Here is a 24,477-nt window from a genome sequence, read left to right on the forward strand (position 1 = left end):
AAACCCGTCGCGTTACCCAGTTGCGCCCGTTAGGCCCTCCTTCGATGCGACGTAGAAAGAGTGGCGGGCGGATAGCTTGCCGTCAGATGTTAGAAACAGCGCGCCTTGTCTGGCAAGAAAAACTGCCTGTACGATACACCATTAGGCACCCGCGACTTGTGAATGTCGCTTTTTCATAACGGTCAGTCGGTTGTTATTAAAGCGCTTTTTGGTAGAAGGGGCCTGCCATCCCCGAAGCACCTTCTGAAAAAGCCGAATAATCGCCGCCGATTTTTCCGGCATTTCAAAGCTGCGGTTCCTGCTTTTGCAACTCCGCAGGGTGGGATAGCGTAGGCAGCATGAGCAGTTCCCCTCGATTCATTCACCTCCGCGTTCACACAGAATATTCTCTTCTCGAAGGCGCCGTGCGGCTGAAAAAGCTGCCCGCCCTGTGCGAGAAGATGGAGATGCCTGCCGTTGCCGTGACGGACACCAATTCCATGTTCTCCGCGCTCGAGTTTTCGGTAACGGCCAGCGGTGCCGGTGTGCAGCCGATCATGGGCTGTCAGGTCGATCTTACCTATGTGCAGTCGCAACCCGGCGAAAAACCCAAGGCGCCCGCGCCGCTGGTGCTGCTGGCGCAGTCCGAGGTTGGATATGAGAACCTGATGAAGCTCAGTTCCTGCCTTTATGTGGACAAGGGCGGGCAGCTTCCGCAGGTGACCTTGAATGAACTGGCCGACCGCTCAGACGGTCTGATCTGCCTGTCCGGCGGTCCCGACGGGCCGGTGGGGCGGTTGCTGCAACAGGGGCAGCGCCCGGCGGCAGAGGCTTTGGTTGACCGATTGGCCGCGATGTTTCCGGACCGGCTTTATATTGAACTGCAACGCCACCCGGGCGAGGATGGCCAGCCCGAAGCGGAACGTCTGACCGAGCGTGGCCATGTCGAGATGGCCTATTCCAAGAACCTGCCGCTGGTCGCCACAAATGACGTCTATTTCCCCACCTCGGATATGTATGAGGCGCATGATGCGCTGATCTGCATCTCGGAAGGGGCTTATGTCGACCAGCAGGAAGGCCGCCGCCGTCTGACCGCGCAGCATTATTTCAAGTCGCAGCAGGAAATGGTGACCCTTTTCGCCGATCTGCCCGAGGCGATCGAGAACACGGTCGAGATCGCGCGACGCTGTGCCTTCATGGCCTATCGCCGCGATCCGATCCTGCCGAAATTCGCAGATGACGAGGTTGCCGAACTGCGTCGCATAGCAAATGAGGGCTTGCAGAAACGTCTGGCCGTGATCCCTCATGCCGTGACGCCTGAGGAGTATCAGGAGCGGCTGGATTTCGAACTGGGCATCATCGAAGGGATGGGTTTCCCAGGTTACTTCCTGATCGTTGCAGACTTTATCCAATGGGCCAAGGACCATGACATTCCGGTTGGGCCGGGGCGGGGATCCGGTGCGGGTTCGCTGGTGGCTTACGCGCTGACGATCACAGACCTTGACCCGCTGCGCTATTCGCTGCTGTTCGAGCGCTTTCTGAACCCGGAACGGGTCTCGATGCCTGACTTCGATATCGACTTCTGCATGGACCGCCGTGAAGAGGTGATCCGCTACGTGCAGCAGAAATACGGGCGCGACAAGGTGGGGCAGATCATCACCTTCGGCGCGCTTTTGTCGAAGGCGGCAGTGCGCGATATCGGGCGGGTTTTGCAGATGCCCTACGGCCAGGTTGACCGCCTGTCCAAGATGATCCCGGTCGAGGGCGTGAAACCCGTTTCCATCGAAAAGGCGTTGAAAGACGAACCGCGCCTGCGCGAAGAAGCGCGCAACGAAGAGGTCGTGGACCGTCTTCTGACTTACGGCCAGCAGGTCGAAGGGCTGCTGCGGAACGCCTCGACCCACGCGGCGGGTGTCGTGATCGGGGACCGTCCACTTGACGCTCTGGTGCCGATTTATCAGGATCCGCGGTCCGACATGCCTGCGACCCAGTTCAACATGAAATGGGTCGAACAGGCCGGGCTGGTGAAGTTCGACTTTCTGGGTCTGAAGACGCTGACCGTGATCCAGAACGCGATAGATCTGATCTTCAAATCCGGGCGGCCCCTGCATGTGGCGGCAGATGGTACGGAACTCTATGAACCCGCCGAGGGGGCGGAAAACCAGATCAACGCCATCCCACTGGATGACGAGGCCACGTATAAACTCTATTCGGCGGCTAAGACGGTGGCGGTGTTCCAGGTGGAATCTTCGGGCATGATGGATGCGCTCAAGCGCATGAAACCGACCTGCATCGAGGATATCGTGGCCCTTGTGGCGCTGTACCGTCCGGGCCCGATGGAAAACATCCCGACCTATTGCGAGGTCAAGAACGGTCTGCGCGAGATCACCTCGGTTCATCCTCTGATCGACCATATCCTTGAGGAAACACAGGGCATCATCGTTTATCAGGAACAGGTGATGCAGATCGCGCAGGTGATGGCGGGGTACAGCCTTGGTGGCGCGGACCTGCTGCGCCGCGCGATGGGTAAGAAGATCAAAGAGGCGATGGACGCCGAGCGCCCCAAATTCGAAAAGGGCGCGGGCGAGAATGGCGTGGATGCCAAGAAAGCCTCCGAAGTCTTCGACCTGCTCGAGAAATTTGCGAACTACGGCTTCAACAAATCCCACGCCGCCGCCTATGCGGTAGTCAGCTATCAGACTGGCTGGCTGAAGGCGAACCACCCGGTCGAGTTCATGGCGGGCGTCATGAACTGCGATATTCACCTGACCGACAAGCTGGCCGTCTATTTCGAAGAAGTCCGCAAGGGGCTTGAGCTTCCTTATGTGCCTCCCTGTGTAAACCGCTCGCTGGCGACTTTTGACGTTGTGAACGGAGAGCTGGTTTACGCGCTGGGCGCGCTCAAGAACGTAGGCGTCGAGGCGATGAACCTTGTTGTCGAAGGGCGTGGGGACAAGCCGTTTGTAAACCTCTTTGACTTTGCCCGCCGGGTCGATCTGAAGAAGGTCGGTAAACGTCCGCTGGAAATGATGGCGCGGGCCGGGGCCTTTGATCAGCTCGACAAGAACCGCCGCCGTTTCTTCGAAAGTCTTGAACAACTGGTGCAGTATTCGGCGGCGATCCACCACCAGAAGAACTCGAACCAGGTGTCGCTGTTCGGTGAGGCAGGGGATGATCTGCCCGAACCGCGGCTTTCCGCGACCCCCGACTGGTTGCCAGCAGAACGCTTGAGCGAAGAGTTCAAGGCAATCGGCTTCTATCTTTCAGGCCACCCACTGGACGATTACATGCCTGCGCTGAAGCGCAAGCAGGTTTTGACCCTGGACGAAGTGACCGAAAAGGCGCGTTCCGGCCCTTTGATCGCCAAGATGGCCGGTGTCGTTGCCGGACGACAGGAGCGCAAGTCAGCGCGCGGCAACCGCTTTGCCTTTGCACAGCTTTCTGATCCGACCGGAGCTTATGAGGTCACGCTGTTCTCGGATACGTTGGAGAAATGCCGGGAATTTCTCGAAACCGGCGCGCAGGTTGTTCTGACCGCCGAGGCGACGATGGAGTCGGATCAGTTGAAACTGCTCGGGCGATCTGTTGGGCCAGTGGGCTCGGTGGTGGCCGAGGCCGGCGCAACCGGGCTGCGCATCTTCGTGGATCAGCCGCAGGTTCTGCCCACCGTCGCCAGGGTTTTGGAAGACGCTGCCGGTGCAGCCAAGGGCGCGGCGAAGGGGCCGATCCATCTGTGTCTGCTTGACCCGGGCTTGCCTGGGGATGTGGAAATGGATCTGGGGCAGGATTTTCCGATCAACCCGCAGATCAAAGGCGCGATCAAATCGCTGGATGGCGTGATGTCGGTCGAGGAAATCTGACATCTAACGGCTTGTTGCCAGAAGATTGCCGCCAAGCTAGGCTGGAATTCTACCTATATTCATTTGGGTTAAGTCATGGGAGGACGCCAAATGGGGATTTCAGGAAGACGTCTGGGAATACTGGTCGCTGCTGCTGTGGCGTCACTGGCATTGTTGCCCGCAACACAAGCTTTGGCGGATAAGGACAAGCAGGAAGACGCGCTCAAAGGCGCTTTGATTGGCGCGGGCGTTGGTGCTTTGGTCGGCGATGGCAAGGGGGCCGCTGCCGGGGCCGTTGTCGGGGCCATCATCGGCGCCAACAAAAAGTAACCACCGATCCCAAAAAAGGATCGATGCCCAATTTGAGAGGACTTGCCATGCGTTTTCACGGGTTCAAACTGATTTCGATGGTCGCTTTTATCGCCGCGCCGGGATTTGCGCTGGCCGATGACGAAGCGGACCAGATGATGCAGGAAGCGCTGCCGCTGATGTACCATACCTGCGCATCAGTCATCGAAGAGGCAGACGGGAATGACGAGTACGTCCTGGACGTGGTCGGAAAGATGACGGCCCTGTCTCTGTACAATCGCCAGATCGACATCGAACAATACGCCGCGTCCGAGGACGACAAAGCCAAGCTGCGCGAAACCTTCCTGGCCGCGCTGACCGAAGGATGCACCGGGGACGAGGATGCGCTGCTGGGCGGTGTTGTGGACAGTGCGGTGAAATCGACGCTGGGACTGTAACCCTTTAGTAATGCGGCGGGCGCTCGTCGCCGAATACGACACCGCCGGACCCTTCCTGCGCGCGCTCAGCCTCACGTTGCAACAGCATCTCAACTCGGCGGGTCAGGCGTTCAATCTCGGTTTGTTGCCGCGTGACAACCGCGTTCAGGTCTTCGACTGTACGGGTCAGGTGGGCGATCTGTTCTTCCAGATGCTGCATGGGTGGCTCCTGTCTCTGGGGCAGGTCATAGCGACCCTGTGACGCCGTGGCCAGAGAAAGCGCGCCTTGCCCCGAAACAGACCATGGGATAGACCGCGCGCGGAACAAGAAAACTCCCAAGGACGCCCCACATGGCCAAGCCCAAGAAACAGCCCCGCCCCAAGGCCGAGACGCCGAAAGGGTTCCGCGACTATTTCGGCCAGGAAGTCACGCAGCGCACCGAGATGCTGCGGGCTATTGCGGACGTCTATCATCGGTACGGGTTTGACGCCCTGGAAAGCAGCGCAGTGGAAACTGTCGAGGCGCTGGGCAAATTCCTGCCCGACGTGGACCGCCCGAACGAAGGCGTGTTTGCGTGGCAGGAAGTGGACGAGAACGACAAGGGCGACTGGATGGCCCTGCGTTACGACCTGACCGCACCACTGGCGCGGGTCTACGCACAGCACCGCAATGATCTGCCGACGCCCTATCGCCGTTATGCAATGGGGCCGGTCTGGCGGAACGAAAAGCCGGGTCCGGGGCGGTATCGCCAGTTTTATCAGTGTGATGCGGATACGGTCGGTACGGCCTCCATGGCCGCCGATGCCGAGATCTGCGCCATGCTGTCGGATACGTTGGAAACCGTCGGCATCCCGCGCGGCGACTATCTGGTGCGGGTGAATAACCGCAAGGTTCTGAATGGTGTGTTGGAGACCATCGGTTTAGGAGACGTAAAAGCGGGGCAAACAGCAAGTCCTCAAGAAGCGTTTAATAAACAAGTTCAGAAATACAATCACATCGTTGTGGACAACGTACTTCGTACTATCGACAAGTTTGACAAGGTCGGTGAACAGGGCGTTCGCGAGTTGCTAACGCGCGGACGCAAGGACGCTTCGGGAGCGTTTATCGCAGGTGCCGGTCTTAACGAAGAACAAGTTAAACCAGTGATCGATTTCCTTACGGCACGCGGCTCAACTAATGCCGACACTTTGCTAAAACTGATGGTTGCGGTTGGAGATAGCGCGACAGGTGCTGAAGGAATCGCTGAGCTTCAGGGAATTGTGCAACTACTTGCATCACAAGGTTACGATGAGGACCGTATCGTCATTGACCCGTCAGTGGTGCGCGGATTGGGCTACTATACAGGCCCTGTCTTTGAGGCCGAATTGACCTTTGAGATTTTCGACGAGAAGGGACGTAAACGGCAATTTGGTTCCGTTGCAGGGGGAGGGCGCTACGACGATCTGGTTGCCCGTTTCACGGGGCAGAAAGTGCCTGCTGTTGGCATCTCCATCGGTGTTGATCGCCTGCTGGCCGCGTTGCGGGAAAAGGGCCGCATCGCAGCGCGGGCCACCGGCCCTGTGGTTGTCACCGTCATGGATCGTGACCGGATGGCAGACTACCAGGCGATGGTGGCCGAGCTTCGCAACGCAGGCATCCGGGCTGAGGTCTATTTGGGCAACCCCAAAAACTTTGGCAATCAGCTGAAATATGCGGACAAACGGAACTCTCCGATTGCAGTGATCGAAGGCGGTGACGAAAAGGCCAATGGCATCGTGCAGATCAAGGACCTGATCCTGGGCGCGAAGATTGCCGAAAGCGCCACGCTCGAGGAATGGAAAGAACGCCCCAGCCAGTTCGAAGTGCCGCGCGGCGATCTGGTCGCCAAGGTGCGTGAAATTCTGAACAGTCAGGACTGACGCATGGCCAACCGCTCTCAGATTCAGGCCCGCGCCGCGATGATGCGCGTCCGGTTCGAGGCCGCCGGGGCGCAGGTGGTCGATCCGCCTTTGCTGCAATCGGCAGACTTGCTGCTGGATCTCTACGGCGAGGACATCCGGGCCCGGGCCTATGTGACCTCGGACGCGCTGCGCGGCGAACAGATGCTGCGCCCGGATTTCACCCTGCCCGTGGTGCAGATGCACATGAGCGAAGGTGCCGAACCCGCGCGCTACACCTATTCGGGCGAGGTTTTCCGGCGTCAGGAACACGATCTGGACCGCGCAAACGAATACATTCAGGTCGGGTACGAGATTTTTGATCGCGACGATCCCGCCGGAGCGGACGCCGAGGTGTTCTCGCTTTTTGCGCTGCAGCTTCGTGGTCTGCCCCTGCGCGCAGCCACTGGCGATATCGGTATCCTGACCGCAGCCGTTCTGGGCCTGAGCACGACTGAACGGCGTAAGGCCGCGTTGATGCGGCACCTGTGGCGACCCCGCCGGTTCCGTGTTCTTCTGGACCGGTTTGCCGGACGTAAACCCGCTCCGGCGGGCCGGGACGCTTTGTTGGACGCGTCCGATCCGATGACATTTGATTCCCCCATGATCGGCAAGCGGCGCGCATCGGAAATCGAAGCCCGCATCGCGGCACTTCGCGAAGACCGCGAGACGCCTCCGATCTCGGACAGCGAACTGGCCGGTCTGGAGACACTGCTGAATGTCCGCGAAACGATGCCTTTCGCGCTTGAGCGCTTGCGCGATGTGGCCGTTGATCTGCCGCAGATCGCCCCTGCGCTGGATCGGCTCGAGGCGCGGATTGCCTCGCTTCAGGCGCGTGGGGTCGACGTGGAACGGCTGGATTTCGAAGCCGCCTATGGCCGGACATCCATGGAGTATTACGACGGGTTCGTATTTGGCTTCTACGCCGAAGGCCGTCCCGATCTGCCGCCCATCGCAACCGGCGGACGCTACGACGCGCTGACCCGGCAACTGGGCAACGGCGCGGAAATTCCCGCAGTGGGTGGTGTCCTGCGCCCCGACCTGATGCTCGAGATCGAGGAGGGCGCAAGATGAGCCTGAAACTGGGCGTTCCTTCGAAGGGCCGGCTGATGGAAAAGACCTTCGCTTGGTTTGAAAAGCGTGGCATCACCCTGTCGCGCAGTGGATCAGACCGCGAGTATTCCGGTAAGGTCGAGGGGATCGACAACGTATCGCTGATCCTGCTGTCGGCGGGGGAGATTCCGCGGGAACTTGCAGCAGGGCGGATCCATCTGGGCGTGACGGGAACGGACCTTGTCCACGAAAAACTGCCCCGCTGGGAACAACAGGTCGAAGAGATCGCGCCATTGGGGTTCGGAAATGCCGATCTGATCATTGCGACACCTGCCTGTTGGGTCGATGTGGACACGTTGGACGATCTGGATGCCGCTGCGGCGGCGTTCCGCAAGGTGCACGGCCACCGGCTGCGCATTGCCACCAAATATCATCGGCTGGTGCGTGAATTCCTGACCGAGGCGGGCGTGGCCGACTACACTCTGGTCGACAGCCAGGGCGCGACCGAAGGCACGGTGGTGAATGAAACCGCCGAGGCAATCGCGGACATCACGTCAACCGGGGAAACCCTGAGGGCCAACCATCTGAAAATCCTGTCGGATGGACTTATACTGCAGTCGCAGGCGACACTTTGGTGCAGCCGCGTCGCGAACTATGACGCTGACGACAAGGCCGTTCTGTCCGATCTGCTGGATCGGCTGGGCTAATTACAGCACACCAATCTCTGCCAGCGCGCGGTTCAGATCATCGGGCAGGGCATCGTCCTGCTCGCGTCCCTGTGGCAGATCGGCCGGAGTATCCTCGGGTTTCAGATAGCGCCAGCCCTGAAACGGGCGTTTCAGCGCGGTCTGCGTACGGTGTATCTCGGGGTCCAGCACGATGGCACAGCGGCGGATGCCGTCTTCGCCGCGTACCTCGTCCAGCCGCAGGATGCGTTGGCGGCACTGGATGACGCCCTTGATCACCCAATAGATTGATCCGCCGTTCAGAATTTCGGCCTCACGCTTGGGCCACATACGGGTGACGTGGCGCGGGCAGCCGTCCTCATAAAGCGCTATGCGGCCATCCTGCCACGCCATCAGCGTGTCTACGCTTTCCGAGCCAACGGATAGTTTTATGAGGTTTACGTACTTATCCACAGCTTTCCCACAGAGTCGTCCCGAAGTGCATCTTTATATTGTAGCTCGTAAGGCGCAGTCATCAAGGTGTTGTGGCAGGGGCAGGGTTTGGGGTAGTCTGGATACCTCTTTCAGTACAGGGAATCAACAATGAGCCGCTTTGCCGCCCCCATCGCCGAGCAGATCTGGGATATGAAATACCGCTTTAAAAAGGCGGATGGTACGCCCATCGACCAGACGGTCGAGGATTCCTGGCGGCGCATTGCCCGCGATCTGGCGCAGGTCGAGAACGACCCGGCGCATTGGGAGCAGAAGTTTTTCGAGGCGCTGGAAGACTTCAAATACCTGCCAGCGGGCCGTATCACCGCAGGCGCAGGGACAGCGCGGCGTGTGACCCTTTTTAACTGCTTTGTCATGGGAACAGTGCCTGACAGCATGGGCGGCATTTTCGATATGCTGAAAGAGGCCGCCCTGACGATGCAGCAGGGTGGGGGGATTGGCTATGATTTCTCGACCATCCGTCCGCGGGGCGCGGATGTGCACGGGGTCGCGGCGGACGCATCCGGTCCGCTGTCGTTCATGGATGTGTGGGACGCGATGTGCCGAACCATCATGTCCGCCGGATCGCGCCGAGGGGCGATGATGGCAACCATGCGGTGTGACCATCCGGATATCGAGCAGTTCATCACCGCCAAATCCGACCCGGCCCGTCTGCGCATGTTCAACATGTCGGTGCTGGTGACGGATGCCTTCATGGAAGCGGTCAAGGCGGACGGCCCGTGGGAGCTGGTGTTCGGCGACAAGATTTATCACACCGTTCAGGCGCGCGATCTGTGGAACAAGATCATGCAGGCGACCTATGACTATGCCGAACCGGGTGTGATCTTTATCGACCGGATCAACCAGGCCAACAACCTTAGCTACGTGGAAACCATCGCGGCCACGAACCCTTGTGGAGAACAACCGCTGCCGCCCTACGGCGCTTGCCTGCTGGGGTCGATCAACCTGGCGCGACTGGTGGCAGAACCGTTCGAACAAGGTGCCCATCTGGACGAGGCGGCGATGCAGGAACTGGTCGCCACGGCGGTTCGGATGATGGACAATGTGGTCGATGCGTCAAAATTCCCGTTGCCTGAACAAGCCGCCGAAGCACAGGCCAAGCGCCGTATCGGCCTGGGTGTGACCGGGCTGGCGGATGCTTTGCTGATGCTGGGCCTGCGTTATGGCTCGGACGAGGCGGCGCGTCAGACCGAGCGCTGGTTGCACGCAATCGCCCGCGCCGCGTATCTGGCGTCAGTGGACCTGGCAAAGGAAAAAGGCGCATTCCCCCTGTTCGATGCCGAGAAATACCTGGCCAGCGGCACGATGCAGAAGATGGATGACGATGTGCGCGATGCAATCCGCGAACACGGTATCCGCAACGCTTTGCTTACGTCGATTGCACCGACCGGAACGATTTCCCTGTACGCCGGGAACGTGTCGTCCGGGATCGAGCCGGTCTTTGCCTATGCCTACACGCGCAAGGTGTTGCAGAAAGACGGATCGCGAACCGAGGAAGAGGTCGTGGATTACGCCGTGCAGATGTGGCGCGACAAGTTCGGTGACGAGGCGTTGCCAGACTATTTCGTGAACGCACAAACTCTGACACCGCTGGATCATGTGAAGATGCAGGCTGCCGCGCAGAAGTGGATCGACAGCTCGATCTCCAAGACGATCAACTGCCCCGAAGACATCAGCTTTGATGCCTTCAAGGACGTGTACATCCAGGCCTGGGATCAGGGCTGCAAGGGCTGTACCACCTATCGCCCGAACGATGTGACCGGATCGGTTCTGACCGTCTCGGAAAGCTCGGACAAGGCACCTGGCGAAAGCGCCGACGCCCCACACGAAGCCGATGGCGGCGATGTCATCTACATGTCCGAACCGCTGGACCGACCCCAATCGCTGGAAGGTTCAACCTACAAGCTGAAATGGCCGGACAGCGAGCACGCGATCTATCTGACGATCAATGACATCGTGATCGCGGGCCGTCGTCGACCATTCGAGGTATTCATCAACTCGAAGAACATGGAGCATTACGCCTGGACGCTGGCCCTGACCCGCATGATCTCGGCCGTGTTCCGGCGCGGTGGCGACGTGTCCTTCGTGGTCGAGGAGCTGAAAGCGGTGTTCGATCCGCGCGGCGGCGCCTGGGTCAAGGGAAAATACATCCCCTCGATTCTGGCGGCGATCGGCGGAGTCATCGAGCAGCACTTGATCAACATCGGCTTTCTTGAGGGCGAAGGCATGGGCTTGAAGTCCGACCCGCAGGCACAGGTGGTGAACATGGACGCACCACGCGGAAAGGCCTGCCCTTCATGTGGCCAATTCGACATGGTGATGATCGAAGGTTGCATGACATGCCGGAGCTGCGGGCACTCCAAATGTGACGGATGATGCTTGAGCTGCGCTGTTGAACCGTTAAGCAATACGAACCCATTTCGGCGGTTTTGGCACCCATTAACAAGGTCAGTAGCGCCTATTATTCGTAAATCTGAGGCCAAAAAGGGAAATAAGACGCCGGGTCATTAATCGCCGGCGCCTTGGTTTTGTTGGTTCGAGTTTGCTAGTGCGCGCCGAAGCCGGACGATAATTGAAGGCAACAGGCGTTAGAAAGCGAAATCTACTGCGCCTGCCGTCAATGTTTGAGTTGCGCAGAAACGAACTTTTTAACGTGCAGACGAACCCAAAACCCAATTTCGGAGGCAGCAGCGGTTGTCCGGGGCAGTTTCACGCAACATGGGTAATAAAAATTCTCGCTGATGTTGCAACAGGCAATACGGCGGAGCTTGGAGCCGCCTCAGCAGGTGTCACGAACTGGTTTTGCGCGCCGTCGGTTGTTTCTGAACAAATGGCGTTCTGATGAAAAAGAGGGTTCTACACATCTCGTGTGTTCGCCTGTGTGGCGGGTTTGCAAGGAAGCATTTGCCGTGTTTCGAAAGTTTGTCACACGACCGCACGCAAGAGACTGTTGTTCATGATGGCCAGCACCTGGTACATCTCTTCCCGAAGCTGCTCATTGCGCCGCTTGTCTTGGAAGCGTTCGACAGAAAGAAACCCTTCTATATCGAATTCCGGATCAATCGTGGCCAATCGTCGAATGGCGCGATTCAACCGCTCTGGGTCGCCTAAATGCAGGGCAGCTGCGGCTCGATATGCGGCTGCGCGCCGGGTCCTTCGTGGGAATGCTGTTGCTGCCTGAAAACAGGCTTCCCAGTCCCCCAAAACATAATGCGCAATGACGCCCACTTCCCGGCAATACTCTGGAAGGAACGGGTCAAGAGCTTCGGCGCGCCTTTGGAAGACCAACCCCTTTTCTCCGTCGCCCAGATAATTGTGAACATTGCCCGCGTGCGCCACTATGTACGCGTGGTTTGGCGTAATCTCGAGCGCGCGCGTGTAATGATAAAGCGCATTGTCAAAGTCCTCTTTGTAAAGGGACAGTGACCCCATGATCCGATGCACTTCAGCATCATTACAGTCCAGTTCCAAAGCGCGCCGCCCCATTTCCCAGTAGCGGTCTTCGTCCTTTATCCCAAGCCATTCGTCCCGCGTTGCTACAGCACAGGCCAGCCATGCCTGAGCGCGACCGAACGCCGGATCTTTTTCCAAGGCTCTATTAAACCACTTAATGGCGGATTCGGCATTCTCGCGTGTGACCCCGCCAATGCGGTGATGGTGAAGCCCTCGCTTCAAGCAATCATAAGCCGCCATGTCTTCCGTAGGTTTTTCCCGGGCAGATTTTTCCGCTTGCCGCTCGACGCGACCCGCGACGGCGGCCGAGATTTTGGCAACCATATCGTCCTGAACATCGAACAATTCGTGCACGTCGCAGTCGTAGTTTTCGGACCAAACCGGCGCACCACGAGCCGCATCAAAAAGATGCGCGGAAATCCTCACGCGGTTTCCCAAAACCCTTACGCCCCCCTCAACCGCATACCGAACACCCGTTTCGTTACATATCGTTTCTGGCGCGCAATCGCGTCCTTCCAACGAGAAGCTGGCATTTCGTGAAATCACGAACAACTCGGTGAAGCGGGAAAGCTCTGTGATAACGTCTTCTGTAAAACCTTCCGCAAAGTACTGCTGCTCTGGATCGATATTGCGGTTCTGGAAGGGAAGAACAATAACACCGTTATCACGTTGCTGAGGCTTGGCAGCCTGTGATTGAGGCAAGCCTTTCGTAAGCATGCAACTGTGCAGTCCGAGGTCTCCCTCAATCGCATAAAGTTCGATTGCATCTTCAATATTTTTGAAACGCCGGTGACCCATGGGCATGAACCGCACCTGCGCCCCACGTTTGGCTTGTTCGAATACTGCGCTTGAAACCAGAACTCCGCCCGGCTCAGCCTCTGCCTGAATGCGCGCGGCGATATTCACACCGTCTCCCAGAAGATCTTTCCCATCAACAATCACATCGGCAAGATGTATGCCGATCCGCAACTGGAGGCCGATTTCCTGTGCGTTATGAGGGGCCGATAGTTCACGCTGCAATTCAAAGGCCCCTCGGACCGCTGAAACCGGACTGGTGAACTCCGCCAACGCTCCATCACCAGCCCAGCTTATGACCCGAGCACCATGACGCTCCGCCAAATCGCTGACGATATCCCGCAATCGCTTAAGGCGCTTAACTGTGTCCGCTTCAGAGCGTTGCATCAACGCGGAGTATCCGACAACGTCCGTCGCAAGCACTGTGGCAAGACGCCGTTCCATTCTGATCTCCCGGCTAACAAGCTTTAGCAGTATATCATTTTGAAAGACTTAAATCGATTGTTCCCAGTGGGGACCGGAGGAAAATCAGAAAGAATGCTGAATGCCAAAGCGACAGCAAGCGGATTGAAGGCCAATGGCAAAACTTGTTGCTTCCAGCTTATAGGCAAGCTTTGAAAAAGCCTCCGCAAGGGATCTGGCTGTTCGACTTCGTTGAGCCTCGCCTTGCATACCAATCACGCTGCGTCGGTGGCCTCCAAAGCGATTGGCAAACGTCTGTGTCCTAGTTCACAGACCTCTCCTGTGATGGCGGTTAACGTAAGGTCAGACACAGGAGATCGATATGCTTCGTCAGACCTCAAACGCCACGTTTGCACAGACCGCACACACAGCAGGTTTCGTTCGCCCATTGGTTCGTATCCTGCGTTTTTGTACCCAGATGCAGCAGCAAGTGAACCGCTACCATTAACATTCCAGTGAACTCGGAATTGGAACGAAGGTTCTTTGGCAAGTATTCGGGCTGGGGTGGACCCGTACTGATCCCAACACTTCGCTGAATGCGAACTATTTGCCGAAGTCGTGAGTTTTTATCAGCTTGCCTAGATAATCGCGTGTCTCAGCATCCCAAGTGCTCGGATCTTCTCCGTGCGCGATCACCGCGTGAAGTTCCATCAATTTCCATACTTCATCTTCTGTAGAAGCCACGACCTTGCCGGGGCAGGTTTCCATGCCGTCGCAGTCTTTGCAGGCGTACGAAAACGCAGTACTCATTGTGTTTTCCTCCAGTGTAACTCCGCGGTTCGTCTAAAACTCCTCAAACGTAGGAAGGCCGTCATTGAGCTTGATCCACGGTTGTTTGTGAGAAACGAAAATATGGGCCTTGGGCTCTGCAGCGGATGGATCGTCCAAGGTGGAAGCGGCAAACCAAGCGTCCTTACTCCAGTCCTGACCTTCGATCTCCCCCTCGGCTGCATAGGTCAGAGTGGTGCCGCACTGCGGGCAAAAGCCGCGCGTGACACCTGGTGTTTTTTGAACTGTTCGGATTTCGCCCTTTGTTACAGCAAAATCCTCGGACGCCACTTTTGCCCAAGTGACAAAAGCCCCGCCAAGTGCCATTTGACATGATCTGCAATGGCAATGGCCAGACCAGACTGGGGCCGTGTTAATCCGGTAACGAACTGCACCGCAGTAGCAACCACCTTCAAAACCGTGCATTTGGATAGCTCCTTTTGTTCGAGAGTTGGCGCGACACGGACGATAGTTTTTTCGCTAAGTCGGCGTGATAGAGTTCGACTGTCTTCACCCAAGCATTGCCAATTCGTCGCCGTTATGCGAGTCAATTGTTCTACCCATATATTAGAAAAACTATCATATGAATTGGTTGAACCTGCCGTCTTTGAACGCCCTCCGCGCCTTTTCTGCCGTGGCAGAAGTGGGCAGCTACACCTTGGCCGCAGAATGCTTGAACGTAACGCAAGCTGCAGTCAGTCAGCAGGTAAAGTCCCTGGAAAAGCACCTGGGCATACCTTTGGTTGAAAAACGTGGCCGAGGTATTTCGTTGACCTCTCAGGGGGAACGTTTGGCTCGTGAGCTCAGTACAGGCTTTGAAATTGTTGGCCGAGGCGTGGAGCGCGTAACAGAGGCAGCAACAAACCGGCCAGTACAGGTCACGATGTCACCAGCCTTCGCCGTGGAGTGGTTACTTCCGCGTATGGCTGAATTTCAACGCGCACACCCGGAACTTACACTTATGCTTAATCCAACGTCACAGTTGGTTGAACCTCGTCCGGGTGGGATCGACATAGCAATTCGATATCATGACAAACGTAGGCCAAGGCCGGATGAAGACCCGGTTCTGATTTCTGACATGATTGTCGTCGCTACGCCGGAATTGGTTGAAGGTAAGGACCTGAACAGTCCGGAATCATTAACGCAGTTTCTGTGGTTGCAAGAATTGGGAACAAACGAAGCGAGCGACTGGTTTACCTTCCACGGCGTCGTTCCAGAGCAGCCTCTCTCAGTCAATCACATGCCGGGTAACCTGATCATGGCTGCCGTTCGTAGGGGCGACGGCATTGCCTACACAGCGCGTGCTTTTTTTCAGGATGATCTTCAGGCAGGCAGAATGGTGGAGTTGTTTTCTGAGCCATTATTTGGCGTCTACTACATCCACACTCTGCCGGATCATCATCGACCGGAGGTAATGCTGTTTCTCAAGTGGCTCCGATCGAAGTCAGAAGTTGTGTCAACAGAGGCGGGTGTTTAGCGGGAAGTGCCAAAAAAACCAAATGCTCGCTGAAGCTGGTCGTTTGAGCCCTTTTGGAGAATTCCGCGCCCGCCGCGTATATCCGACTAAGACCAAGAATATTGGGAACAGGTCCGTATTCCTGCATTGTGATTGAGACAGCATCCGGGAGTGGGCTGTCGCAGCTTCATGTGCGCGGCATGAAAGAATTTGTCGTGTCCAGCGCAATTGGGATTCTCATTCCAAGCCACGATCACACTGTTGAAGCGGGAATTCGCAAAGGCAAGCCGAATAGATTGCGGCCACCCTAAAATGCGGTGTCAGACACCTGGATGCTTTTTTGTGACCGGGCGCAGAAGGTTTTGATGGCTTCGGTAAATAACCTCATGCGGCGGTTCATACGTCTGTTTTCAGCATGCACCAGAAAAATGCCCCAGTTTTCGATTTTCACTTCAGGTAGCACCTGAACAATGTCGTCTGAGTGTTGCAGATCTCCAAGGATGAAATTGGGAAGGCGGGCTATTCCTAATCCTTGCTTCATGGCGTTCAGCAAGAACGTCCCGCTGTTGGAGTTGAGGTATGGTTGGAACTCAAAGATTTCCGTCTTTCCGGGTGTTGAAAGAAACTCCCATGTTGCGCGGTGGGCTGATCCAAAGTACAACAACTGATGGTCATGGAGATTTCGCAGTTCTTTTGGGGCAGGATGAGTCTCCAGATACCCTCGGCTGCAAAACAGTCCATGCCAAACAGAGCCGACACGCGTTGCGAGTAGCTTGGCCTCAGGTTCGTTCGTTATCCGGATAGCCAGATCGAAATTCTCTCGGGACAGATCCACCTGGCGTTCGTCGAAGTTTACGGTGAGCCGGATTTGCGGGTATTTCCGCTTAAAGTCAAAAAGTGCGGGCTGAAGGAATGAAACACCAAACTCCAGCGGAACACTCACACTTAACGGTCCTTCGACCACGGCGGAAGTGCTTGTGAAATCATCCGTGATTTCATCCATATCCTGTAGCAGTCGGGTTGCTCTCTGAAACAGTTCGCGGCCGGTCTCGGTTATTTCCCAGTTTCCACGCTGCCGGTCGATCAGAACAGTTTCATAGCGACCCTCCAGCAGAGAAACCCTTCGGCTGACAGCGGATTTTGCAATTCCAAGGCTCTGGGCAGCCCGCGTTATGCTGCCCGCTTCTATGACTGCAACGAACAGTCGCATGTCTTCCATCTGGCCCACGGCATCGTTCTCCAAATTAGAACAAAGTGGGCTAATATTAGTCTCTGGGTTGAAGAAAATGAACCAGTTAGTCTGAAGCGAAACGATGCGGCACGTCTTAACACGTGGCACGGTTTGCGGCTTGGAAAGGACAGCTCATGGGACTTCTGCAGGAAGGACGCTGGGTAAATCAATGGTACAACACCTCGGATACCGCAGGTCGGTTCGTGCGGCGGGCACCACAGTTCAGGAATTGGGTCACAGCAGACGGCGCGCCCGGACCAAGCGGCGAAGGCGGGTTCAAGGCCGAAGCCGGGCGTTACCATCTCTATGTTTCTCTGGCGTGTCCTTGGGCGCACAGAACGCTGATCTTTCGCACACTCAAGGGACTGGAGAAAATGATCTCGATCTCGGTCGTGCATTGGTACATGGCAGAGAACGGTTGGACATTTCGACCAGGTCCAGGTGCCGTGCCGGATACAATCAACGGCGCAGATTATCTGCACCAGGTCTATACCGCTGCAAAACCGGACTATTCCGGGCGGGTGACAGTACCGGTTCTCTGGGACAAAAAGACCAAGACCATTGTTTCGAACGAGTCCCCCGAAATAATCCGGATGTTCAACACGGCGTTCGACGGGATCGGAGCAAAGCCGGGGGACTACTATCCAAAGGAGCTGCGCCCCGAGATTGATGCCCTGAATGACCGGATTTACGACACCGTGAACAACGGAGTCTACAAGGCGGGATTTGCCACCACGCAAGATGCCTATGAAGAGGCGGTCGTCCCATTGTTCGAAACCCTGGACTGGCTGGACGAGCGTTTGGGCAAACAGCGTTACCTGACCGGAAACAAGACTACCGAGGCAGACTGGCGCCTGTTCACGACGCTTGTGCGTTTTGACCCGGTTTATGTGGGTCATTTCAAATGCAACATCCGCCGGATCGCGGATTATCCTAGTCTGTCGGAATATGTACGGGATCTGTACCAACAGCCCGGCGTCGCAGCGACCGTCAACATGGCGCATATCAAGGACCACTATTATGCCAGTCATGAAACGGTGAACCCGTCGCAGGTCATCCCGATAGGTCCCTGTATTGATTACTCCTTACCCCATGATCGCGACAGATTGGATTAAGACATGACAACCACACCACCCATCATCGCCGCTAAGACCCCGGAACGTGTCGAGCTTGAGAAAGGTAAAACCTATTTCTGGTGCCGGTGCGGGCGCTCACAAAAACAGCCCTTCTGCGACGGCAGCCACACCGGAACCGGGATTGCCCCGCTGAAGTTCATGGCAGAAAAGGACGGCCCGGCTGATTTGTGCCGCTGTAAAGCCAGCGCCAATGCTCCGTTCTGCGACGGCAGCCACACCAGACTGGGTGGCCTGTCCGAGGGCGACCCGGCACCCGAACCGGTGAGCAATGTGCCCAAGGCGACGCCGACCCCCGAAGAGCCAACGGTTGCCCGCATTCATGAACTGGCAAGGGACGGCCTTTCCAAGTTGGGTCACCACGGGGAAATGGGCGCCATGGGCGTGCCGCGCAAAGATTTGCCGCATTGGGACGACATCCAGATTCTGCCCGCGCAGATGGCGCGAAAGCCACTGCTGGATGGTGCCTTGGTATCGACCTCGGTCACAATCGGCCCACGGGCCACCAAGCCGCTGAAACTGGATATCCCGCTATTTGTCTCCGACATGAGCTTTGGGGCCCTGTCTGAGGAGGCAAAGACCGCATTGGCACGTGGCGCCGAACTGGCCGGGACCGGCATCTGTTCCGGAGAGGGAGGCATGTTGCCGGAAGAGCAGGCGGAAAACTCTCGCTACTTCTACGAACTCGCCTCGGCCCGGTTTGGCTGGCGGCCGGAGTTGGTGGAACGCGTACAAGCCTTCCATTTCAAAGGGGGACAGGGCGCGAAAACCGGGACCGGTGGCCACCTGCCTGGCGAAAAGGTGCAGGGAAAAATTGCCGAGGTGCGCGGGCTGGAGCCGGGCCAAAACGCGATTTCGCCTGCGACCTTCCCAGATCTGGAAAGCCCGGAAGACTTCCGCAAACTGGCGGATGAGGTGCGGGAACGCTCTGGCGGTATTCCGATTGGCTTCAAATTGTCCGCAAATCACATCGAGGACGACATCGACTTTGCGCTGGCGGCCAGCGCCGATTACATCATTCTGGATGGTCGGGGCGGTGGCACTGGCGCCGCTCCGCTGATTTTCCGTGATCATATTTCGGTACCCACGATCCCGGCGCTTGCACGTGCCCGGGCGCATCTGGATCAAAAAACAGGCCACGAAGTTACACTGGTTGTCACCGGCGGGCTGCGCGTGGCCGAGGATTTCACCAAGGCAATGGCTTTGGGCGCTGACGCAATTGCGGTCAGCAATTCGGCCATGCAGGCCGTTGGCTGTATTGCGGCTCGCATGTGTAATTCCAACAATTGCCCGGTTGGCGTAGCGACGCAGAAACCCGAGCTGCGGAAAAGGTTGGATGTACAAGTCAGCGCGGAGAGGCTTGCGCGCTACTTCGGTGCGAGTGTCGAACTGATGCAAGTATTGGCAAGAGCCTGCGGTCACCCATCGCTGAGCGATTTCAGTCTGCGCGATATCACGACATGGAAACGCAGTGTCTCGGGCTTGAGCGGAATTCGCTTTGCCGGTGTGCGGACATAGACAGCGGTTGTGCAGCCGTGGGTCTAACGGTCGGAACATTTGGGCCACACATCCTTGCGGAAAGGAGTAAGCTCATGCTTGATAACCACAATATCCGCACCGAAAACATGCCGGGCGAGATGCAGGTCTTGCTCGACAAATATCCGCGCGACAGCTGGGACTCCCATCCCGGCTTCAAAGAGAAAACGCGGCACTGGCTGGGCGCCCATCAGATGTTTCGCCGTCTTGCCGAATTGGTTCGGACCGATGCCGAGCATTTTCTGGACCGAACGGTGTCACCCGACGCGTACGCCGCCCGTTTGTCCTATTATGGCAACGCGCTTGTCGGCAATCTGCACGGCCATCACGGCTGGGAAGATCGCAGTTATTTTCCCGAACTCTCTGCGGCGGACCCACGTTTTGATGCGGGCCTGGAGGTATTGGAAAAGGATCATGCTGATCTTGATCTGGTCCTTGATCAATACACCCGAACAGCCAATCGGGCGATCAAGCTGATCCATCTGGATGAGGCCCAGGCACGTTCAGAGGTCGGAGCGCTGCGCGATACGTCGGAAGTGATCGAGGCCTTTCTGAAACGCCATCTAAGTGATGAAGAAGAGCTTGCGGTGCCTATCATTCTGCACCACCGTCTGAGAGGGTGAAGCTTGAACAATGACGGACCATTCTAAACAGGAAGACCAGTCAAATGCCGAACTGCGCCGCGCCCGAGGGGAATTCGTGCGCGGCGTCAGCGGTTTCCGGCATGCCATCGGCGATACTGATTTTCCCGCAGAACCGGGCAGGTATCACCTGTTTGTCGCGCTCAACTGCCCGTGGTGCCATCGGGTTACACTGGCCCGCAACGTGTTGGGCCTGCAGGGCAGTATTTCGATGGATGTGGTGTTTCCCAACCGAACAGACGAAGAAGACCCTGAAGGCCCGAACCACTGGCAATTCGCACCTGACCTCGTGGCTTCGCTGACTGGAACAACACTTCCGGAATGCACCGCCGAAACCGGCACTGGCCAGGGTTTCAGGCTGGTGCGCGACATATATCTGGCGGAAAGTTCTGAAGAAAAATCGGTTCCAATCCTGTACGACAAAAAGTCAAAGCGCATCGTCAATAACGAAAGCGCCGAGATCATTCGCATGCTGGATCGCAATGCGGTCGAACTGGGCAGTTCGCGTGGCAATGATGAACGGCCAGTTCTTTACCCGGATGATCCGGCCATTCGGACAGAAATCGACGAGCTGAACGAGCTGATTTACGTCAATATCAACAACGGTGCCTACAAAGCCGGATTTTCGTCTGATCAAAGCGTATATGCGGCGGCTTTCACCGCCTATTTTGACACTCTGTCACAGCTTGACACCCGCCTTGCCAGCGACGGTCGCATGTTTCTGACCGGCAATCATTTCACCGAAGCAGACCTTCGCCTGTTTCCGACGCTGTATCGACACGACCCGGTCTATTACCTGCGTATGAAGCTCAACGGTGCCCAGATCCTTGACTACCGGAACCTATGGCGCTGGCTTTGCCGCGCGCATTCCGTGCCGGGCGTGGAAAACAGCGGTTCAATTGAACACTGCCGCCAAGGGTATTTTGGTCGAAGCTGGAATGGTGTTGTACCCCTTGGCCCCTCGAAACCAATGACATACCCCGAGGCCTACAAACATCCGGAACTGGCGGACCATCGCCAAGCGAAGTGATCTTCATTTTGGGCGCGCATGTAACGTTTCAACATCGACGGACCCAGAGTTGCCGCCCCATATGCGATACTAACTGCAGCAGTCATCCCCCAACTGGATTGGCGGACATGGGACCGTCGCGTAAGAGCAGAATACACAGCAATCGCCCTCCAGCGGCTTCAAAACGGCCTTGCATGACTTGCATTCATAGAACCACTGGCAGGAGTCTGTTGGCATTTTCTCGGTTTCGACGTGCCCACATTCAGGGCAAGTCAGAGTACTGTCGAGCTCCACGATTTGTTTCGTCACTGTCTCACATCTTCATGATTATATAGTCGTTGATCTGAGCCTCTTTGAACACGATGACCCATGCTAGTGCGGTGATCAACGAACTTCCTGCTAGCCACCATTTCAACTGCCCCAAAGCCCTGTTTCGATGAGATAGAAACCACGCAATCGCGACCAGTGCTGTGGAGATGGCGAGAACGTAATAACTTCCCGCAGCAATTTTTCCGAATACCGCCAACCAGCTGCCTCCAAAGCCCAGCAACATCACGGCCATTGGAAGAACACAGCATGTTGCGACGCCCAGAGCGGAAACCGATCCAAGGTAGCTTAGGATCACGTATTTCTTCATCTTTCACTCCGTGGGTATCAAATTTGATCAAGTTGAGGCACCAACTGTCAGATTGTATAACTCCTGTAGCGACTACAGGATCAAGAGGGGTCACTTCACATGATTGCGATAGGAGAGGCTTCCCGGCAAAGCGGTGTCGGAATAGAAACCATCCGCTATTACGAACGCGAAGGTATCGTACCAAGACCCGCGCGAGCTCTGAACAATCGTCGCCTCTATTCACCGAACGATGTCGGAAGACTTCACTTTCTGAAGAAGTGCCGTGACCTGGGGTTTCCGCTTTCAGACGCCAAGGCGCTTTTGGAACTGTCAGAGGGAAGTACCGATGACTGCCAATCAGTCAAAGAATTAGCCGAGGCTCACATTGTCAGTGTTCGTAGCAAGATTGATGAACTCAATCGCCTGGAGCGCGCCTTGAGCGAGCTTACAGCCAATTGTGATAGTGGCAACGTTCACTGCCCGATGCTGCAAAGACTGAGAAAGATGGAAGACACCTGACTTGGCTTCTGGGTCAGAACCTGGGTTTCGAGTAGCCGACAGTTCACGTCAGACCAAGGTCTGTGGTGCGTTAAGAGATTGTAGTTCATAGTCGATTTCACAATGAGAGGAAAAATAGCTGACCTGACAATTGGCAATTGGTCGCTGTCGCGAGTTTTTCTTGCGGCCAGTATTGCCGTGATGGGCACTGCTACCGCGATAGTCGGGGTCTGGGTGTCAAATCGAATTCAGAATGCTGTCGTCCAGAACTCCGCCAACTCTGCCGCGCTTTATATGGAAAGCATCGTTTCCCCCCTCAGTCAGGAATTGGCGCACGGCGACCGAATTTCAGAGCAGGCAAGCCGGGCACTGGACGAGATATTCATGACCCAGCCAATGCGCGACCGCGTTGTCTCCTACAAATTCTGGAAACAAGGAGGTGTCATCGCCCACGCCTCGGATACTGCGATAATTGGCAGCCGATTCAGTCCAACCGACGATCTGAAGCAAGCTTGGGGCGGAAAAATCTCCGGCTCTTTTGAAGAGCTTGATCATGCCGAAAGCGCCGCCGAAGCGGCCCTTGGGATACCTTTGCTTGAAGTGTACAGCCCCATTCGCGAGCTTTGGTCCGGTGAAATCATTGCGGTTGCCGAGTTCTACGAAAGGGCTGATCAACTGGAACTGGACCTTGCCAAGGCAAGAAGAACAAGCTGGTTGGTTGTCGGCTCGGCATTTGTGGCCAGCACGATCGTGTTGTTTTCGATTGTTGCAATTGGCGACAACACAATTCAGCGACAGGGGCGTCTTCTGGAAAAGCGCCTTGCAGAAAGCGAACAGATGGCCGAGCAGAACGCCCAGTTGCGGTCGCGTGTCGTCGAAGCGTCGGAAAGATACGCCACGCAAACGGATCGGTTTCTCAAGAAGCTTGGTGCCGAACTGCATGATGGTCCCGCTCAGTACCTGTCCTTGGCCGCCCTTCGATTGGAGGCAGCGTTTCCGGAAGGGTCTGCAAGGCCCAAAGAGGCTGAAGAAATTCATCAGTCTTTGCAGAAGTCCCTTACAGAAATTCGTGCATTGTCGCGGGGGTTGTCGGCTCCGGACATCGACAACCTTACGCTCATTGATGTCGTGAAGAGGGCTGTAGAAGATCACTCGGAACACAGCCCGTTGCGGCCGGAGATTTCGTTTCAAGGGCGCCAGTCGCCGGAATTGTCACTGTCCGACAAGTTGTGTGTTTTTCGGTTTTTGCAGGAAACACTCTCCAATGCAGCAAGATATGCCCCGGATTCCCGATGCACGGTCACCAGTGAAGTGCAAAGTGACCGCATCGTCATTCAGGTCAGCGACGACGGACCCGGGTTTGACACTTCGGACGAAACCGTTTTGCGCGACGATGGTGGGCAGGGATTATTGGGCTTGCGAGATCGGGTCGAGAGCATTGGTGGCAGGTTCAGTGTTTCGTCGCGCCCCGGCAACGGCACCATAATAGCAATGACATTATTTCCCAGAAAGATGAGTGCATTATGACCACATCTGTCGTTATAGCGGATGATCATCCGATTTTCAGGGACGGCCTGCAGCGTACTTTGGATGAGGCCGACGGGTTCGAGGTTCTCGCCGCCGGTTCAAGTGCGGAAGAGGCGATAGCGCTCGTCGGAACGCATCAGCCAGACATCGCCATTCTTGACCTCTCGATGCCGGGAGGCGGGATAAGCGCGACACGCAAGATTGCGGCAATGACAAACCCACCCTTCATTGCGATCCTGACGGTCTCGGAAAACAGCAGTGACGTTGCGGATGCACTGGAAGCCGGCGCCATAGGGTACATTGTCAAGGGCGTGACAGCGAGCGAACTGACAGCTTCTCTGCGCAGCATTGCTGCGGGCGAAGGGTTTGTCTCGCCGGGTCTTGCTTCACGCGTGCTGCTTAAGATCAACAGCGAAAACGGTGCCCGCAAAAACAGAGACATCCTGAATGATCTCACGCATCGCGAGGAGGAAATCCTGCGCCATGTGGCCAAGGGGTTGAGCAACAGGGAAATCGCCGTAGCGCTGGGTCTTCAGGAGAAAACCGTGAAGCACTACATGACGGCGATCCTGTCCAAACTTCATGCGAGAAATCGGGTGGAGGCCGCTTTGATAGCGCACGATGCTTGGAACAAATGAGACTAGTCGCGGTGTCTTCGATG

General features: G+C 56.6%; 24 protein-coding genes. 16 read left to right on the forward strand and 8 right to left on the reverse strand.

Translation table 11 applies throughout. The features are described from left to right. Positions 1-338 precede the first annotated feature (338 nt). From dnaE to ACR0FE_RS13730, 3 genes are all read left to right on the forward strand, one after another. A complete protein-coding gene (gene dnaE, locus ACR0FE_RS13720; protein WP_480913330.1) occupies positions 339-3,839 on the forward strand; it encodes a DNA polymerase III subunit alpha in 3,501 nt (1,166 codons plus the stop codon). A 90-nt stretch (positions 3,840-3,929) separates the two neighbouring features. Beyond that, a complete protein-coding gene (locus ACR0FE_RS13725) occupies positions 3,930-4,148 on the forward strand; it encodes a YMGG-like glycine zipper-containing protein (RefSeq protein ID WP_170614846.1) in 219 nt (72 codons plus the stop codon). Positions 4,149-4,195: 47 nt separating this feature from the next. Beyond that, complete coding sequence (locus tag ACR0FE_RS13730; protein WP_170614845.1) at positions 4,196-4,564, forward strand: hypothetical protein; 369 nt, start codon at positions 4,196-4,198, stop codon at positions 4,562-4,564. Positions 4,565-4,568: 4 nt separating this feature from the next. Here ACR0FE_RS13730 and ACR0FE_RS13735 read toward each other — a convergent pair whose 3' ends face one another. Beyond that, positions 4,569-4,763: a SlyX family protein gene (locus ACR0FE_RS13735; protein ID WP_170614844.1), complete on the reverse strand. Its 195-nt coding sequence runs from the start codon at positions 4,761-4,763 to the stop codon at positions 4,569-4,571. A gap of 131 nt (positions 4,764-4,894) precedes the next feature. Between ACR0FE_RS13735 and hisS the strand changes: the two genes are divergently transcribed. Genes hisS through hisG form a run of 3 tightly spaced genes read left to right on the forward strand, consistent with a single transcriptional unit; the run spans position 4,895 to position 8,220 of the window. Continuing rightward, on the forward strand, positions 4,895-6,442 hold the full coding sequence (gene hisS, locus ACR0FE_RS13740; protein ID WP_480913333.1) for a histidine--tRNA ligase: 1,548 nt from the start codon (positions 4,895-4,897) through the stop codon (positions 6,440-6,442). 3 nt (positions 6,443-6,445) lie between these two features. Beyond that, entirely contained in the window at positions 6,446-7,534 is a 1,089-nt protein-coding gene (locus tag ACR0FE_RS13745; RefSeq protein ID WP_480913335.1) for an ATP phosphoribosyltransferase regulatory subunit, read from the forward strand. Then, entirely contained in the window at positions 7,531-8,220 is a 690-nt protein-coding gene (hisG, locus tag ACR0FE_RS13750) for an ATP phosphoribosyltransferase (RefSeq protein ID WP_480524182.1), read from the forward strand. The genes ACR0FE_RS13745 and hisG overlap by 4 nt, the downstream gene beginning before the upstream one ends. Here the strand turns inward: hisG and ACR0FE_RS13755 are convergent, their stop codons facing one another. Beyond that, a complete protein-coding gene (locus tag ACR0FE_RS13755; protein WP_170614840.1) occupies positions 8,221-8,652 on the reverse strand; it encodes a DUF1489 domain-containing protein in 432 nt (143 codons plus the stop codon). 129 nt (positions 8,653-8,781) lie between these two features. Between ACR0FE_RS13755 and ACR0FE_RS13760 the strand changes: the two genes are divergently transcribed. After that, the gene (locus ACR0FE_RS13760; RefSeq protein WP_480913336.1) at positions 8,782-11,067 is read left to right on the forward strand and encodes an adenosylcobalamin-dependent ribonucleoside-diphosphate reductase; all 2,286 of its coding nucleotides are present in this window, start codon (positions 8,782-8,784) and stop codon (positions 11,065-11,067) included. Positions 11,068-11,311: 244 nt separating this feature from the next. Continuing rightward, positions 11,312-11,533: a hypothetical protein gene (locus ACR0FE_RS13765; RefSeq protein WP_480913338.1), complete on the forward strand. Its 222-nt coding sequence runs from the start codon at positions 11,312-11,314 to the stop codon at positions 11,531-11,533. A gap of 83 nt (positions 11,534-11,616) precedes the next feature. Here the strand turns inward: ACR0FE_RS13765 and ACR0FE_RS13770 are convergent, their stop codons facing one another. The 3 genes from ACR0FE_RS13770 to ACR0FE_RS13780 all read right to left on the reverse strand — a co-directional run bounded on the left by ACR0FE_RS13770 (position 11,617) and on the right by ACR0FE_RS13780 (position 14,595). After that, the gene (locus ACR0FE_RS13770) at positions 11,617-13,383 is read right to left on the reverse strand and encodes an adenylate/guanylate cyclase domain-containing protein (protein WP_480913340.1); all 1,767 of its coding nucleotides are present in this window, start codon (positions 13,381-13,383) and stop codon (positions 11,617-11,619) included. A 561-nt stretch (positions 13,384-13,944) separates the two neighbouring features. Beyond that, positions 13,945-14,151, reverse strand: a complete 207-nt coding sequence (locus ACR0FE_RS13775; protein WP_170614837.1) for a DUF1059 domain-containing protein — start codon at positions 14,149-14,151, stop codon at positions 13,945-13,947. A 33-nt stretch (positions 14,152-14,184) separates the two neighbouring features. Then, entirely contained in the window at positions 14,185-14,595 is a 411-nt protein-coding gene (locus tag ACR0FE_RS13780) for a GFA family protein (RefSeq protein ID WP_480913342.1), read from the reverse strand. Positions 14,596-14,752: 157 nt separating this feature from the next. On the opposite strand from ACR0FE_RS13780, the gene ACR0FE_RS13785 reads away from it, so the two are divergent. Then, positions 14,753-15,646, forward strand: a complete 894-nt coding sequence (locus ACR0FE_RS13785) for a LysR family transcriptional regulator (RefSeq protein ID WP_480913344.1) — start codon at positions 14,753-14,755, stop codon at positions 15,644-15,646. A 286-nt stretch (positions 15,647-15,932) separates the two neighbouring features. Here ACR0FE_RS13785 and ACR0FE_RS13790 read toward each other — a convergent pair whose 3' ends face one another. Then, a complete protein-coding gene (locus ACR0FE_RS13790; RefSeq protein WP_480913529.1) occupies positions 15,933-16,844 on the reverse strand; it encodes a LysR family transcriptional regulator in 912 nt (303 codons plus the stop codon). A 146-nt stretch (positions 16,845-16,990) separates the two neighbouring features. On the opposite strand from ACR0FE_RS13790, the gene ACR0FE_RS13795 reads away from it, so the two are divergent. From ACR0FE_RS13795 to ACR0FE_RS13810, 4 genes are all read left to right on the forward strand, one after another. Continuing rightward, positions 16,991-17,971 (forward strand): glutathione S-transferase family protein, encoded by a 981-nt coding sequence (locus ACR0FE_RS13795; protein ID WP_480913346.1) that lies wholly within the window; start codon positions 16,991-16,993, stop codon positions 17,969-17,971. A gap of 3 nt (positions 17,972-17,974) precedes the next feature. Continuing rightward, positions 17,975-19,507, forward strand: coding sequence for a glutamate synthase-related protein (locus ACR0FE_RS13800; RefSeq protein ID WP_480913348.1), 1,533 nt, complete (start codon positions 17,975-17,977; stop codon positions 19,505-19,507). Between the two features lie 74 nt (positions 19,508-19,581). After that, on the forward strand, positions 19,582-20,148 hold the full coding sequence (locus ACR0FE_RS13805; protein WP_480913350.1) for a hemerythrin domain-containing protein: 567 nt from the start codon (positions 19,582-19,584) through the stop codon (positions 20,146-20,148). A gap of 10 nt (positions 20,149-20,158) precedes the next feature. Next, entirely contained in the window at positions 20,159-21,196 is a 1,038-nt protein-coding gene (locus ACR0FE_RS13810; RefSeq protein WP_480907052.1) for a glutathione S-transferase C-terminal domain-containing protein, read from the forward strand. A gap of 69 nt (positions 21,197-21,265) precedes the next feature. Here ACR0FE_RS13810 and ACR0FE_RS13815 read toward each other — a convergent pair whose 3' ends face one another. Beyond that, positions 21,266-21,484, reverse strand: coding sequence for a GDCCVxC domain-containing (seleno)protein (locus ACR0FE_RS13815; RefSeq protein WP_480913352.1), 219 nt, complete (start codon positions 21,482-21,484; stop codon positions 21,266-21,268). 4 nt (positions 21,485-21,488) lie between these two features. Next, complete coding sequence (locus ACR0FE_RS13820; protein WP_480913354.1) at positions 21,489-21,812, reverse strand: hypothetical protein; 324 nt, start codon at positions 21,810-21,812, stop codon at positions 21,489-21,491. Between the two features lie 99 nt (positions 21,813-21,911). Here ACR0FE_RS13820 and ACR0FE_RS13825 point away from each other — a divergent pair, with 99 nt between their 5' ends. The 3 genes from ACR0FE_RS13825 (at position 21,912) to ACR0FE_RS13835 (ending at position 24,454) form a co-directional block, all read left to right on the forward strand. Next, on the forward strand, positions 21,912-22,310 hold the full coding sequence (locus ACR0FE_RS13825) for a MerR family transcriptional regulator (protein ID WP_170614828.1): 399 nt from the start codon (positions 21,912-21,914) through the stop codon (positions 22,308-22,310). A 180-nt stretch (positions 22,311-22,490) separates the two neighbouring features. Further along, complete coding sequence (locus ACR0FE_RS13830; RefSeq protein ID WP_170817167.1) at positions 22,491-23,816, forward strand: sensor histidine kinase; 1,326 nt, start codon at positions 22,491-22,493, stop codon at positions 23,814-23,816. Further along, positions 23,813-24,454 (forward strand): response regulator, encoded by a 642-nt coding sequence (locus tag ACR0FE_RS13835; protein WP_480913356.1) that lies wholly within the window; start codon positions 23,813-23,815, stop codon positions 24,452-24,454. The genes ACR0FE_RS13830 and ACR0FE_RS13835 overlap by 4 nt, the downstream gene beginning before the upstream one ends. Positions 24,455-24,477: the final 23 nt, after the last annotated feature.

This window comes from Ruegeria sp. K7, assembly GCF_056531785.1.